The organism is Arthrobacter sp. zg-Y750 (assembly GCF_020907365.1).
Classification (GTDB): domain Bacteria; phylum Actinomycetota; class Actinomycetes; order Actinomycetales; family Micrococcaceae; genus Arthrobacter_B.
Genome location: NZ_JAJJOC010000007.1, coordinates 90,275 through 104,135 on the forward strand (window position 1 = coordinate 90,275; position 13,861 = coordinate 104,135).

General features: G+C 67.7%; 15 protein-coding genes. 6 read left to right on the top strand and 9 right to left on the bottom strand.

What is annotated here, in order from left to right; translation table 11 throughout:
- The first annotated feature begins 250 nt into the window (after positions 1 to 250).
- Positions 251 to 1,225: a lantibiotic dehydratase C-terminal domain-containing protein gene (locus LOC57_RS04690; protein WP_227912179.1), complete on the top strand. Its 975-nt coding sequence runs from the start codon at positions 251 to 253 to the stop codon at positions 1,223 to 1,225.
- Between the two features lie 67 nt (positions 1,226 to 1,292).
- Positions 1,293 to 2,024 carry a GAF and ANTAR domain-containing protein gene (locus tag LOC57_RS04695; protein ID WP_229958447.1) on the top strand — a complete coding sequence of 244 codons (732 nt, stop codon included), beginning with the start codon at positions 1,293 to 1,295 and terminating at the stop codon, positions 2,022 to 2,024.
- Positions 2,025 to 2,053: 29 nt separating this feature from the next.
- On the opposite strand, the gene LOC57_RS04700 is transcribed toward LOC57_RS04695, so the two are convergent.
- The 3 genes from LOC57_RS04700 to pstS form a co-directional block, all read right to left on the bottom strand.
- Positions 2,054 to 3,532 carry a mannitol dehydrogenase family protein gene (locus LOC57_RS04700; protein WP_227912183.1) on the bottom strand — a complete coding sequence of 493 codons (1,479 nt, stop codon included), beginning with the start codon at positions 3,530 to 3,532 and terminating at the stop codon, positions 2,054 to 2,056.
- 111 nt (positions 3,533 to 3,643) lie between these two features.
- Positions 3,644 to 3,844 (bottom strand): hypothetical protein, encoded by a 201-nt coding sequence (locus LOC57_RS04705; RefSeq protein WP_227912184.1) that lies wholly within the window; start codon positions 3,842 to 3,844, stop codon positions 3,644 to 3,646.
- Between the two features lie 126 nt (positions 3,845 to 3,970).
- Complete coding sequence (gene pstS / locus LOC57_RS04710; RefSeq protein ID WP_227912186.1) at positions 3,971 to 5,086, bottom strand: phosphate ABC transporter substrate-binding protein PstS; 1,116 nt, start codon at positions 5,084 to 5,086, stop codon at positions 3,971 to 3,973.
- 262 nt (positions 5,087 to 5,348) lie between these two features.
- Between pstS and LOC57_RS04715 the strand changes: the two genes are divergently transcribed.
- The gene (locus LOC57_RS04715) at positions 5,349 to 5,732 is read left to right on the top strand and encodes a DUF1304 domain-containing protein (protein WP_227912188.1); all 384 of its coding nucleotides are present in this window, start codon (positions 5,349 to 5,351) and stop codon (positions 5,730 to 5,732) included.
- A 22-nt stretch (positions 5,733 to 5,754) separates the two neighbouring features.
- Here the strand turns inward: LOC57_RS04715 and LOC57_RS04720 are convergent, their stop codons facing one another.
- From LOC57_RS04720 to LOC57_RS04735, 4 genes are read right to left on the bottom strand one after another with little or no spacing between them, the layout of a single operon-like run.
- Positions 5,755 to 6,732 (bottom strand): DNA-3-methyladenine glycosylase family protein, encoded by a 978-nt coding sequence (locus LOC57_RS04720; RefSeq protein WP_229958450.1) that lies wholly within the window; start codon positions 6,730 to 6,732, stop codon positions 5,755 to 5,757.
- Positions 6,729 to 7,415, bottom strand: coding sequence for an alpha-ketoglutarate-dependent dioxygenase AlkB family protein (locus LOC57_RS04725; RefSeq protein WP_227925859.1), 687 nt, complete (start codon positions 7,413 to 7,415; stop codon positions 6,729 to 6,731). Before LOC57_RS04725 ends, LOC57_RS04720 begins: the two co-directional genes overlap by 4 nt.
- On the bottom strand, positions 7,412 to 8,080 hold the full coding sequence (locus tag LOC57_RS04730) for a methylated-DNA--[protein]-cysteine S-methyltransferase (protein ID WP_229958452.1): 669 nt from the start codon (positions 8,078 to 8,080) through the stop codon (positions 7,412 to 7,414). Before LOC57_RS04730 ends, LOC57_RS04725 begins: the two co-directional genes overlap by 4 nt.
- A complete protein-coding gene (locus LOC57_RS04735; protein WP_442860706.1) occupies positions 8,067 to 8,540 on the bottom strand; it encodes an RNA polymerase sigma factor in 474 nt (157 codons plus the stop codon). Before LOC57_RS04735 ends, LOC57_RS04730 begins: the two co-directional genes overlap by 14 nt.
- Before the next feature lie 147 nt (positions 8,541 to 8,687).
- On the opposite strand from LOC57_RS04735, the gene LOC57_RS04740 reads away from it, so the two are divergent.
- Positions 8,688 to 10,241 (top strand): long-chain-fatty-acid--CoA ligase, encoded by a 1,554-nt coding sequence (locus LOC57_RS04740; protein ID WP_229958455.1) that lies wholly within the window; start codon positions 8,688 to 8,690, stop codon positions 10,239 to 10,241.
- A gap of 3 nt (positions 10,242 to 10,244) precedes the next feature.
- On the opposite strand, the gene LOC57_RS04745 is transcribed toward LOC57_RS04740, so the two are convergent.
- Positions 10,245 to 11,222, bottom strand: coding sequence for an EamA family transporter (locus LOC57_RS04745; RefSeq protein WP_229958457.1), 978 nt, complete (start codon positions 11,220 to 11,222; stop codon positions 10,245 to 10,247).
- 300 nt (positions 11,223 to 11,522) lie between these two features.
- Here LOC57_RS04745 and LOC57_RS04750 point away from each other — a divergent pair, with 300 nt between their 5' ends.
- Positions 11,523 to 11,894 carry a hypothetical protein gene (locus LOC57_RS04750; protein WP_229958459.1) on the top strand — a complete coding sequence of 124 codons (372 nt, stop codon included), beginning with the start codon at positions 11,523 to 11,525 and terminating at the stop codon, positions 11,892 to 11,894.
- 165 nt (positions 11,895 to 12,059) lie between these two features.
- Positions 12,060 to 12,842, top strand: coding sequence for a sigma-70 family RNA polymerase sigma factor (locus LOC57_RS04755; RefSeq protein ID WP_227912205.1), 783 nt, complete (start codon positions 12,060 to 12,062; stop codon positions 12,840 to 12,842).
- Positions 12,843 to 12,892: 50 nt separating this feature from the next.
- Here the strand turns inward: LOC57_RS04755 and LOC57_RS04760 are convergent, their stop codons facing one another.
- The gene (locus tag LOC57_RS04760) at positions 12,893 to 13,834 is read right to left on the bottom strand and encodes a glycosyltransferase family 9 protein (protein WP_227912208.1); all 942 of its coding nucleotides are present in this window, start codon (positions 13,832 to 13,834) and stop codon (positions 12,893 to 12,895) included.
- Positions 13,835 to 13,861 lie beyond the last annotated feature (27 nt).

Consider the following 13,861-nt stretch of genomic DNA (forward strand, 5'->3'; position numbering starts at 1 on the left):
AATGTGACACGGCAAACCGGCGGCTTGCCCCGGCGGGAACCGCGTCCGGTGGCCGCTTCCCACCAGCATCCGGGCAGGTGATATTACTCCAATTCGGGCCATCTGGGAGGGGGTACAGCAGTCTTCGCGGAGAGGTTCCGCGGGCTGTGGACACGGTCCCCGGATTGGGAAAGACTTCCTTCCCGGGACATGCTGCGAGAAGGTGTTCCGGCAGGGGTGGCCCAGCATGAACAGCACCGAAAGGATGGCCATGAGCCAGCCAGCCGCGCTCCGCACCTCCTCCCGCACCCCCTCCCGCACCTCGCCCCGGCCCGCCGCCGATCTCCTATGGTGGAATCTGTCCATTGACGCCGGCGGTTTCGATTTGGCTGACCGCATTATCAGTGAACTGGTAACTCCCCTAGTTGCCCAGGCGAGGCTCTGGGGCACCCGGCGATGGTTTTTTACCCGCCGCATGCAACCGCCCAACGCGCAGGTTCGGCTGCGTGTCCTGGCCCCGACGGAGGCCTTGGACCGGCTCAAGTCCCTCCTCGGGGCCCTGCAGGAGCAAGCCGGGGACCCCGTCCGCAGCATGGCGGTGGCACAGGAATTCAGCGAGCCGGTGCTGGACCGGACGGTTGGAACCGAGCCTTTGCTTCCCTGGGTCGAAGCGGACCTGGCCCGCTACGGCGGCGTGGAGGGGCTCGCCCAGGCCGAGGAAGTCTTTGAGTTGTCCTCGGATCTCTGCCTTTGGGCCACGGCGCGCTTTGCGAAGGCGCAGAACCGCTCCGCCCTGGCCTCGCTGCTGCTGTTCGATTCCGCCTACGCAATGATGAAAGGGCCGCGGGCGTCCACCTGGCCGGACCGCCGCCGGGTTTCCTGGGAATACTACTGGGACAGCCACCTGCACAGCTGCACGGCCTCGGACCCCCGGGCGGCAGGCGTGCAGAAGGCCACCGGAGCCCAGGCACAGGCACAGCTCATGCCGGTCCACCGGCTGATGGTCGCAACGGCGTCCGAATCCGCCGTCGCGAACTGGCGCCGCCGCTGGCTGCGGGCCATTGACACCTACCTGTACCGGGCGGACAAGGCCGGCGCCAGCCGCAGCGCCCAGCACCTGACCGTCTATCAAGCGCATACCCTGCTGAACCGGCTCGGATTCACCCTCCGCCAGGAAGCCCTGATCGGTGTCTACGCGCGAACCTGGAGCCGGGAAAAGGAAGTCGAAATGAGCGACACGCTCTAGCGGACGCCTAGCCCCGCCGGGCCCTGTCCGTAACGGTAACGGGGCCCGGTGGCGATAGACTCAGCCCATGAACCTAGTCCCGGAGCAGCACTCCGTCGCGGCCGAACTTCAGCAGATCCTTCTGCGGACCGAGTCGGTGGAGTTCTTCCTCGAGGCCTTCGTTGTCCACGCCGCCGAAAAGTTCAGCAAGGACACGGAAGTGCTGGCAGGAGTGACCCTGCTGCGGAACAAGGAAGGGACTACGGTGGCCAGCAGCAGCGAGGCGGCCAAGGCACTGGATGAGGTTCAGTACGGTTTTGGCGACGGCCCTTGCCTGCGGGCCTCCCGCACCGGACGGACGGTCCTGGTGGCGGACGTGCGCACCGAAGAGCGGTGGCCGGACTATACGGATGCCATTCAGGACCGGGGCTTCTATTCGATCCTTGGCGTCCCGCTCCTCTTGGGCAACGACGGCGGTGCAGGACTGAATCTCTACACCCGCGAGCCCGGGTACTTCACGCCGGAAACGGTGCAGGCCGCGGAAGCTTTTGCAGCAGAAGCGGCGATTGCCCTGCAGTTGGCAGTCCAGTTGTCCCGGCACAAGAGTGCTGCCGAACACCTGCGCGCCGCCATGCAGGCACGCACGGTCATTGACCTGGCGGTGGGAATTGTGATGGCCCAGAACAAGTGCAGCCAAGAGGCGGCCTTTGAAATACTGCGCCAGGCCTCCAGCAACCGGAACGTCAAGCTGCGGGACCTGGCCAGCCGCATAGTCAGCTCGGTAACATCCGAGGGCGTTGAAACCCACTTCGTGGACTAACGTCCCAGCGGTACAACGCAAGCCGGTGCTCAGGCTCCGTCCACCAAGCCGGCGACGGCAGCTTTCGCGCCGTGGCTGTGCAGGGCGTCCAGGGCGGCGAGATATGCCCCGGTGAACCGCGGATCCGCAGCGAGCTCACCGAAGAACTGCGGCTGCGACACAAAGGCCAGCGGATCCTCCCGGTTCCGGGCCGCCGCCTTCATCACGTCTTCCCGGTGGCGATCGAGCACATTTATGGGTTCCCCTGCTTCGTCCACACCCTCGGCGTAGCGCGCCCAGGCGGCAATGATGGCCGCGGAACGGGACACCTCGCCGTCCCGGGCCAGGTTTTCCCGCACTACCGGTACCAGCCATTTGGGAATCCGGTCCGAGCTCTCGGCACACAGACGCGCCAGGGTGTCTCGCACGTATTCGTTGCCGAAGCGTTCCAGCAGCCGCCGTTTGTAGGCGTCCAGGTCCACCCCGGGCACGGGCAGCAGCGTGGGCGTGGCTTCCTTGTCCATGTAGTCGAGCAGGAACCTGGCCAGCTTCGGGTCCGCCACCGCCTCGTGCGCGTACCGGTACCCGGCCAGATAGCCCAGGTAGGCAATTCCCTGGTGTCCGCAGTTCAGCAGGCGCAGCTTCATCCGCTCAAACGGTTCCACGTCTGCCGTCACGCTCACGCCTGCGTCCTCCCAGGGCGGCCTCCCCTGCACAAACGTGTCCTCCAGCGCCCACTGCGCAAAGTCCTCGGACACTACGGGCCAGGCGTCCTCCACCCCGAACTCCTGTGCCAGCAGGGTGCGGTCCTCGTCCGTTGTCACCGGTGTGATCCGGTCCACCATCGAGGAGGGAAAAGCGACGTTGGCCAGTACCCACTCCCCCAGTTCCGGATCCAGCAGCCGCGCAAACTCTCCGAAGGCCTTCCTCGCGACCTCCCCGTTGCCGGGGATGTTGTCGCAGGACATCACGGTGAACGCCCCCAGACCCCTGTCCCGGCGGCGGCGCAGGGCCTCGGTCACCAGGCCGAAAACCCCGGAAGGTACGGCCCCGGGTGCCAGGTCCGCGGCAACCTGCGGCGTTCCGGCGTCGAACTCCCCGGTGGTGTCACTGATGCTGTAACCGCCCTCGGTGATGGTCAGGGAGACGATCCGGGTGCCCGGCAACGCCATCTTTTCAATAACGGCTTCCGGGTCCTCCGGGGCGTAAAGGTATTCAACGATGGAGCCGATCACCCGGGCTTCGCGGGTACCGTCCGGATACTTCAGCATCAGCGTGTACAGGCAGTCCTGGCTGTCCAGGACAGTTTTCATGGCCGCATCCTGGGGCAGCACGCCTACGCCGCAGATCGCCCAGTCCAAGGCCAGTCCCTGGTTCATCAAGGTGTCCAGGTACATCGCCTGATGCGCGCGGTGGAAGCCGCCCACACCAAAATGCACAATGCCGGTGCTCAACTGCGACCGGTCATAACCGGGCCGCGCGACACCGGGCGGCAGGTGGGAAAGGGACTCTTCACTGAGTTTGGTCATAACGCCGCCTTAGGCCGGAGGTCCGGACAATCTAGCAGGTCCGTACCGTTCTTGGCACGCGTCCGGCCGTCCGGGCGGGTTCATCCCAGGAGAGGTCTCCGCTTGGCCGCCCTACTCCACTGCCTGGGCATCGAGTTCAATGAATACCCAGTCCGGCTCAGCAAGAATGGGGTCCATTACCGGGCCTCCGGCCTCGGCAATCCGGTCCTGCACCTTCGAGGGCAGACCGTCCTGCCGGAGGTTATGCCTCAACCAGTCCTTGGCCGAACCGTCCAGGTACGGCCACCAGCGTTCTATTCGGATAGGTTCCACAGCAGCCCCCTTCAGCGTTGCGTAAACCCACGGTGACACCGGCCGTCAGGGGGCGCAAGAGGGCACCGTAAGAGGAGTTGCGGCAGGCGGCGGGATACCGGAAGGTAGGCCCCAAAGCCGTGGAAACTACTTCCGGACGGTGATCGATTCCATGGCTGCGCGGGCCTCCTCGGCGAGGGATTTGGGGATGGGCGCGCTCTTCGCCGCGTCCGCGGATGCCTGCTGGCCTTCCTCGCTTACAACGTATTTACCGAAGGCCTGAACGCGCTCTACCAGCCCGGCGTCGTCATAGGAGCTGCAGTAGATCTGGTAGGACACCAGTACCAGCGGATAGGCGCCCGCCGCTGTGGTTCGCCGGTCCAGCTGCAGCGCAATGTCGTGTTCGCTGCGCCCCGGGACCCGGGTGGACTGTTCGACGGCGGTGCTCGCGGCGTCGGCGCTGATCGGCACGAAGTCCTCCCCCACCAGGAGGTTGGCGGTGCCCATCGACTCGTCAATCACCGAGTCATCGGCATAGGTGAGCGCCCCTTCCGTCCGGGTCACGGTGCTGACGACGCCGGAGCTGCCCTGCGCGTTCTCGCCCTGCAGCCCGCCGGGCCAGGTCCCGGACGGCGCGTCCGGCCAGGCATCCGGGGCCACCTCATGCAGGTACTCGGTGAAGTTTTCCGTGGTCCCGGAGTCATCCGCCCGGCTCACGGGAGTGATCCGGGTGGAGGGCAGGTCCACATCCGGGTTGAGCGCAGCAATAACCGGATCGTTCCACTGGGTGATTTCGCCGCGGAATATCTTGGCGATGGCGGCCGCGTCCAGGTTCAGCGACTGGATGCCGGGAAGGTTGAAGGCCACGGCTATGGGGGAAATGTAGGCCGGGATGTCCAGCGCCCCTTCGGGACCGCAGACCGCCCGGGCGTCCACCAGTTCCTCCTCCTGCAGGTAGGCGTCGGAACCGGCAAAGTCCACCGCGCCGGCCAGCAGCGCGCTGCGTCCGGCACCGGAGCCGTCCGGGGAGTACTGCAGCTGAACGTTCGGATGCAGGGTGCCGAACCCGGCGATCCAAGCGTCCATCGCCGGGCCCTGCGCGCTCGAACCGGCGCCCGACAAGACACCGCTGAGCATGGAGGTGCTGTTCTCGGCTGCGTCCCGCTGGGCGTCCCCGAGCGGATAGTCGGACCCGCAGGCGGCCAGCGCCAGCGTGGCTGCCAGTGCGGCGGCGAGCGTGCGGAGGGGACGGATTGGGCGCAAGGGATGTCCTTCCTGGGGAAGCGGCGGTGGCGTCCAAGGCCGGCGGGGGAGCTGCGGGGGTGCAGCGGTCAACCGGCCGCTCTTTCAAGGCTAGCTGGCTTTGGACCGCAGCCGCCATCAGATAGTCCAGCTTCCCCTTGAGGGGCCCGGCCCCGGCTGTCAGGATGGACGGCACCGCGGAGATTACCCGCCGCCATGTGCCGGGGCCGGCGGGCTCCGCCCACGCTCAACCCTCTGCCGGCGCCTTGCCTAGGGAGCACCCGTGCTGATTGCCGCAGCTATCCTCGCCGTCGTCGCAGCGGCCGTTGCCTTCTATTTCTTTATGCTCGAATCCCTGCGCTGGACCGAGCCGGACACGGTGGCCATCTTTCAGCTGCGGGGCGCGGGCACTCCAGCCGCCACGGCGCAGCTTGCCTACAACCTGGGCTTTTACAACCTTTTCCTGGCTGTGGGGGCCGGGCTGGGGGTAGTGCTGCTGGTGGCCGGCAATCCGGTGGCCGGGCTGACCCTGATGACGTTCACCACTGCCTGCATGCTGCTGGCTTCCGTAGTGCTTGCCCTCAGTGACCGGCGGCTGGGACGGCTGTCCCTGATCCAGGGCGGGCCCGCAGCCTTTTCCCTGGTTTTTTCGCTGCTCGGGACCTGAGCGGTTAGGCCTCGGCTGACGTCTATGCCCCGGAGGGTGCCGGGGCGTAAGCCGCCTCTGTCCACAGGTGGAACAAGGCGTAGGAGCGCCACGGGCGCCACGGCTGGGACAGCCGGGCCGCTTCGCGTCCGGTTCTGACTCCGAGCGCGCGCTTGAGCACCAGATCGTCGGCAGGATACGCGTCCCGGTCCCCCAGCACACGCACCGCCAAGTAGTCGGCCGTCCACGGGCCGATGCCCGGCTGGGCCAGCAATCCTGCCCGGACCTGCCCCGGATCGGCGCCCGGCTGCAGCGGCAGCCCGGCGGCGACGGCAGCGGCCAGGGCCCTAACGGTCCTGGCCCTGGCGTGCGTGATCTTTACGGCCGCCTGGATCTCCTCCGCCGGGACCGCGGCGAGCCGGTGCGCGGAGGGGAAGGCAGTGAGTCCTGCCGGGCCGGGCTCGCCGAAGGCTGCCACCAGGCGGGCACCGAAGGTTCGGGCCGCGGCGAGGGATACCTGCTGGCCGAGGACCGTTTGGATCCCGGTCTCGAAGCCGTCCGTGGAGCCGGGCACCCGCAGGCCGGGATGCCGCCGGACCAGCGGCGCCAGCACATCAAATCCGGCGAGGAAGGGATCCACCACGCCCGGATTTGCGTCCAGGTCCAGCCAGGCCCGGACCGTCGTGATGAGGGCGGCTTCCTCCGGCTGCGGCAGCGCCGGTGCTTCCAGGTCCACCCCGTCCGGGTGCAGGTGGACCTTCAGCGGAACCACTGTGGATCCAACCGTCAGCAGCCGTTCCACGCCCACCCCGCCGCCGGGCTTCGGCGTTACCCGTTCCAGCCCCGGGACGGCGTGGGCGAGCAGTGCGCTGGCCAGCGGCGCCCAGGCCAGCGGTCCCCGGAAGGGCAGGCTGCGGGTACGCGCGCCGCCGGCCGTTCCGCCGGCCGCGCCGCCGGCCGTTCCGCCGTCGAGCTTTTCTTCCCCTGTTCCTTTCCCCGTTTCTTCCCCCGTCAGCGTCATCCGCTGAGGCCGGTCATGCGCAGGGTGATGTTGATCCGGCCGGTGGCCAGTCCCGACTCCGGGTCCGCGGTTCCGGCCACCGTGCGCGGGACACCGTGGTAGGCGAACCGGGACGGTCCGCCGAAGACAAACAGGTCACCGGACTCCAGCTCCAGGTCCGTGTAGGGGCGGTTGCGGGTTTCGGTGTTGCCGAACCGGAAGACACAGGTATCGCCGATGCTGATGGAAACCACCGGGGCGCTGGACTTTTCATCCTTGTCCTGGTGCATCCCCATATGTGCGCCCTCGGCATAGTAATTAATCAGCGCAGTGTCCGGCGTGTAATTCTCCGGGCGGAAGTCCTCCCTCGCGTAGCTGCCGTCCGCCTGCCGGTAGGCCTCTTTGAGCGCGTCGCGGCCCAGCTGCACCAGCCAGTCGGGCAGCTCCGCGACGCGCCCGCCGCCGGCGTCGTCGGCCGTGCGCGTGTACTTGTACGGCTGCCAGTGCCAGCCCAGGCACACCGTCTGGACCGACATGGGATGCCCGCCGGGCAGCACTGCCGACCGCATCGGCACCGGTCCGATGGCCCACTGACGGCACGCTTCAACAATGGATCGCTGCTGTCCCGGCGGCAACCAGCCGGGCACATGCACCGCCCCGACGGCGGGTTCGGAGCGTTCGCGGGGGAAAAGGGAGGAGCTCATGCGGCGGCTTCCAGGTCGAGGAGGGTTTTCTTGACAGCCGGGCCGCCGCGGTAACCGCCGGTGGTTCCGTCGGAGCGCAGCACGCGGTGACAGGGAATCACCAGCGGCAGGGGGTTGCGGCCGCAGGCGGTGCCCACAGCGCGGACGGCCCCGGGATTGCCGGTCAGGGCTGCTATGCCGGCATAGGTCACCGTGCGCCCGTAGGCGATCCCCTGCAGCGCCTCGACGACCGTCCGCCGGTAGCCGGTGGTCAGCCGCAGGTCCAAGGCGAGGTCGAAGCTGCGCCTGCTGCCCTCGAAATACCCGCGCAGCTGGGCAGCGGGTTCGGCCAGCCGCTCCGGCGCTTCCAGCAGCCGCGGACTGATCCGGGTGCTGAGGTCCTGCAGCACGGTATCCACTCCTTCACATTCGAAGGCCACCCGCACCAGGCCGGCGTCGGTGGCGGCGAGGATGAGTCCACCGACCGGACTGTCCACCACGGTGTAGGCCACATCCAGCACCCCGGCGGCCTGCGCGTCCTCCGCCAAGCGGGAATGCAGGGCGGTGAGGGCGGCGGTTTCCTGCGGATCAGCGGCGGCTGCGTCCGCAGCGGCAAGGACAGGTTCGGGTACGGACGCTGCGGGGAGATTGAATGCGGGCACATTGAACAGGTCAAAGGACGCCATTGCTGTCCTCCTTATACAGGGCACGGAGTTTCTTGATGCCGTCGGCGGCGGATCGGCGGCAGGCGGCTTCGCTGCTTCCGAGCACACGGGCCACCTCGGCGTACGGGAGCCCGGCCAGATGGTGATAGGCGAGCGCCTCCCGCTGCCGGACAGGCAGGGTCTTCAAGGCAAACCACAGCCCGTCGGTGTCGGCCGGTACGGGAGCGGGTGTATCCGGAACCGCCTCCACCGGCAGCGGGCTGCGGGAGGTGCTCCGGTACTGGTCCACTGCCTTGCGCTTGGCGATGGTGACCAACCAGGCCTGCACATTGGCCCCTTCGGGCAGGTCCGGATAGGCGCGCAGGGCAGCCAGGAAGGTTTCGGACCAGGCATCCTCGGCCTGGTCCGGCCCCACAACGGCGCGGCAGACCCGCAGCACGGCCGCGCCGTGCTCCCGGACAATCTGCTCAAAGGGTTTCACTTCCACATACGGTAGACGGTTTCAGCGGACGGTTTGTGAGCCCGGTGCCGGAAAAAAGATTTACGGGCAGCCGGCTGTGGCTAGACTGCCTCCTACATCGCAGGGATCAGCCGCCCGACGATGCCGCAGAGATCAAAGGAGATCCTTATGCAGAACCTCGCCGGAATCCTTACGGAAACCGCGGCCCGCTTTCCGGAGCGGACCGCCCTGAAACTCGACGACACAGTGGTGTCCTACGCCGCCCTGGACGCGATGAGCTCCAAGGTAGCCGGGCTCCTGGCCGCCCGCGGGGTGGTGCCGGGTGAGCGCGTCGGCCTGATGATGCCCAACATTCCGCAGATGGCCTTCGTGTATTACGGTGTCCTGCGCTACGGCGCCGTAGTTGTCCCCATGAATCCGCTGCTGAAGGCGCGCGAGGTTGCCTACCACCTGCAGGACTCCGGCGCCCAGCTGGTTTTCGCCTGGGAGGGCGTGGCCGGTGAAGTCTCTGCCGGAGCAGAAGAGGCCGACGGCGGCGTGGAAGTGGTGCCGGTGGACTCCTCCTCTTTCATGGGACTGCTGGCCGGTGCCGATTCCCGGCCGGACCTGGCGGAGGTGGACGGTGAGGACATCGCGGTGATCCTCTACACCTCGGGCACCACCGGACGGCCGAAGGGTGCTGCCCTGACGCACCGCAACCTGCGCAGCAACGCCATCGTGTCCAGGTCCCTGCTGGATACCCGGGAAAACGATGTGATCTTCGGCGGGCTGCCGTTCTTCCACGTGTTCGGGCAGACCGCTGCGTTGAACTCGGCCCTGCTCGCCGGCGCGTCCATCAGCCTGCTGCCCCGGTTTGATGCCGGCAAGGCCCTGGAAATCATCGAACGCGACGGCGTGACGATCTTTGAGGGTGTCCCCACCATGTACGTGGGCATGCTCCGCCATCCGGCTGTGAAGGACACCAAGCTCTCCTCGCTGCGCGGCGCCATCACCGGCGGCTCCGCAATGCCCCTTGAAGTGCTGCACGAGTTCGAGGACGTGTTCGGCATCCAGCTGCTTGAAGGGTACGGGCTTTCGGAAACTTCTCCGATCGTCTCGTTCAACGTTCCGGGCGAGGGCCGGCGTGCCGGCTCCATCGGAAAGACGGTGGACGGCATGGAGGTGCGGATGCTGGATCCCGACGGCGCTGACGTCCCCGTGGGAGAGATCGGCGAACTCTCCGTCCGCGGAGAGGGCGTCATGAAGGGTTACTGGCGGAACGACGACGCCACCGCTGCGGCCATTCCCGACGGCTGGTTCCGCACCGGGGACCTGGCCCGGTTTGACGAGGAGGGCAACATCTACATTGTGGACCGCAAAAAGGACATGATCCTGCGCAGCGGCTACAACGTGTACCCCCGGGAGGTCGAAGAAGTGCTGTACGAGCATCCCGCCGTGGCCGAGGCCGCAGTGATCGGGGTGCCCGATTCCCTGCACGGCGAGGAAATCGTGGCCGTGGTGGGCCTGCGCGAGGAAGCCGCCCCCGCCGACGACGCCGCCCGCGAAGCCCTGCTGGCGGACATCGCCCAGTTCGCCAAGGACCGGCTGGCCGCCTACAAGTACCCGCGCCGCATCGAACTCACGGACGCTCTCCCCAAGGGGCCCACGGGCAAGATCCTCAAGCGCGAAATCAGGGTCTCCGCCCCTCCCCGCCCGCTTCTGGACGAAACCCCCACGGCGTAGTTCTCAGGAGTACGGCTCGACGTCGGCGGCAGCTTCGCCCGGAAGCCCGGCCGGTTCATCGGAGCGGACCAGCACTACGCCGGCAACAATCAGGGCTCCGCCGGCCAGCTGTACCGGGCGTGGCAGCTCCGCAAGGAGCAGCCACGCCCACAGCACGGCGAAAAGCACTTCGGTCAATGAAACGAAGGAGGCCACACGTGAGCCCAGGGCCCGCGCGGCGATGATGCCGGTGACGTAGGCCAATACGGTGGAGAACAGGACCAGTCCGGCCACGGGCACCCACCAGGTGGTGTGCCAGCCGCCCAGTTCCACTCCGGCTGTGCTGAAGCCCAGGGGAAGAATCCCCATCAGGCCAAGCAGTGCCATGGTGGCGCCGCCCACGAGCATGCCCCCGGTGGCGAGCACCAGCGGCGGAAGCGAGTCATTCTGCTTGGCGGTGATGAAGAAGTAGATGGCCAGGCAGACTGCGGCGGCCAGGCCCCACAGCACACCCACAGGATCTATCCGGATGCTGCCGCCGAGGTCCAGCACCAGGACCAGCCCGGCGATGGCTGCCAGGGCACCGAGGATGGTGCGGATACCGGGACGGCGCCGGGTGGCGGCCCAAATCCACAGCACCATCAGCACCGGTGCCAGGAATTCCAGCAGAAGCGCCACACCCACGGAGAGGCGTTCCACCGCGTTGAAGTAGAAAAACTGGCAGCCGGCCACCCCGATGAATCCGAACAGCACAATGGTGCGCCAGTTGCCGCGCACCTGTTCCCAGCGGCCGTGCAGCGCAATGAAGGCCGGCACAGCCAGGACCGCCGCGGCTCCAAGCATCCGCACGGCAACGGCACCGGCAGTGGTCCACCCAGTTTCCAGCAGGGACTTGGCGAAGGAGCCGGAGAGCCCAAAGACGGCGGATGAGGACAGGGCAATCACCAGCCCGGAAACGCTGGCGGGCAGCGCCTTGGGGGCGGCTCTCTGCTCTGGCTCCATGGGTCTCCTCAGGACTGGTTCCCGGTACCGTGCCGGGAGGGAACAACGACGGCGACGCTACCCCGGGGCGGGACGGGTTTCAATACATTTGCACCCCCGACCACTCGGTGCGGTTGCCGTATCCATCGCGGACGGATATGGCAACCATCCGTTCCTGCACAGTGCGCCCGGCCGGATGGCAACCCCTCGGCCGCCAAATCGGAGCCATGCACGGCAGAACCCCCGCACGCGACGGCGAGGTGCCTAGGGTTGATGGGTCAAGAAGACGGCGCCTCCAATCTTCCCCGGGATTTTCCTGCCATGAAGCAGAAACTGATTACCCTTGTCAGTCAGCGCACCGCCTGGCTCCTCCTGGCCGTATGCATAGCCTTCTGGGTGGTTTCCGCCGCCGGGTTCCTTGAGGCGCCGCTCGGCACCCCGGCTGCCCTGATGTTCCTCTGGATGTACTGCAACCTCATGGTTGCGTTGGCCACCGCCCTGGCCGCGGCAGCCGCCGTCGCCGCCCTGGTCCTGCACCGCAGCGCGAAGACGACGGCGCGTGAACGGGGACGCGGCCCTGCAGCGGGACAGGAGCCGGTGCAGGAGCCGGTGCAGGAGGACGGCGAGGCGGGGACTGCCGCTCCGGACCATTCCGTCACCTCACTTCGCAACCTGCTGGCACGGAGGCGCTAACCGCCTTCCCCCGCCGCCGGACCTTATACCTTCTGCTCTCTGCGCATTTCAAGGAGCAGCAGCAAAACAAGTGGTCCGGACTCTTGATAACAGGTGGCCGCTCTGGTGTCCTGTTCAGGCGGTCCAGCAGAGGGCCGGACCTGCGGCTGAAATACCTGCCCGCCCATGCGCTCCTCCAGCAGCCCTCCCCTGTCCCTGCACCACTTCGAAGAAGCCCGCCAGGCCCGCGGGGACCTGCAGCAGGCGCTGCACAACGAACTGGTCCTTAAGTACCGCGACATAGCCGAAACCGCTGCCGCCGCCTACGCGGGCCGCGGCCGTGAACTGGCCGACCTGCGCCAGGTGGCCTACATGGGATTGATCAAGGCCGTCCGGCGCTTCGACCCGGCGGTCGGTCCGCATTTCCCGGCCTTCGCAGTGCCCACCATCCACGGCGAGCTCAAGCGGTACCTGCGCGACCATTCCTGGGTGGTACGCCCGCCGCGCCACCTGCAGGACCTCCGCACCGCCATCGCCCGGCTGCAGCCGGAGCTGTTCCAGTCACTGGGGCATGCGCCCTCGCTCTGCGAACTGTCCGAGGCGCTGGGCGTGGACGCCAAAACGGTTGCCGAGGCGCTGAACTGCCAAAGCAGCCTGCGGCCGGAATCACTGGACGCCATCGCCGGCACCACCGGCGCGGAACGGTGGGCTTCGGCCGACGGGCGGCTGGAACACGCGGAAAACCTCGCCATGCTCCGCCGGGCCGTGCGGAACCTGACGGATGCTGACAAGGAGCTGCTGTTCCGGCGGTATTTCCACGAGGAATCACAGCAGGCCATCGGTACCCGGCTGGGCCTTACCCAAATGCAGGTTTCCCGGCGGCTCGCCCGGATCCTGGTGCAGTTGCAGCACGAGCTGCTCGGCCCTTCAGAAGCTGCCGCAAACGCGGCCCGCCCGGCAACTGCCTGACCCGCCGGAACCCTCTGAACCGAACCGCCCGCGCACCCGTGGGCCAGTGCCTACAGGGCGTCGAGCTTATCGACGGCGGCCAGGACATCTTCCACCGTGACGGCCATAAGCGCCGGGTCGGGATCCACGGCGAAGGTGTCTCCGCGGCGGCGGCTTTCATCTGTCAGGGCAATGTGCGGGCCCGGCGGCGGACCCCATTCTGCTACCGGCGCCGGGCCAAACAGCACCACCGACGGCCGGGCGTAGGCCGAGGCCAGATGGGCAGCACCAGTGTCTGCCGAGACCACCAGACGGGCGCAGGCGATCAGGGCGGCGAACTCCGCCAGCCCCAGCTCGCCGGCCACCACTGAGTCCGCATCCAGCCCGGCAGCCTCCGCCACGGCAAGTGCCCGCGGCCGTTCGGAGCTGCTGCCTGTCAGCAGGACCTGTCCGCCGGCGGCATCGAGTTCCCGGGCGACGTCCGCGAACCGGCCCGCGGGCCACAGCCTGCTGCCGTAGGCGGCACCCACATGGAGCACTACGGCCCCGGGGACGGAAACCGCCGCGGCCGGCGGGTCCAACCGGTAATCCAGCGGATCGGCTGGAATTCCGTGCCACGACAACAGACCGGCCCAGCGCTCCCGTTCATGCACGCCGTCCTTCCAAGGCGGACCGTCCCATCCCGGCCCGGCGTGGCCGATCAGCCGGGCCGGCTTCAGTGCTTCCAACCGGCCGCAGCTTTCCGGGCCCCGGCCATGCAGGTTCACTGCCACGTCCACCTGTCCGGGCGGCAGGTCAATGGGCACGTCCAGGCCGTGCAGCGGCAGCAGGCCATCCACGGCGCCGGTCAGCGGCAGCAGCGGGCGCAGCCATTCCTGCGCTGCGTATCGGATGCGGTGTCCGGGGAAGGCCCTGCGCAGGGCCTTAAGTGCCGGGACTGCCACCAGCAGGTCCCCGAGTTTCAGGGCCCGCAGGACCAGGAGTTCGGGGCGGTCCGATGCCTGCTCGGGCATGGTTCAGGGTCCTTCCGATTGAGGATT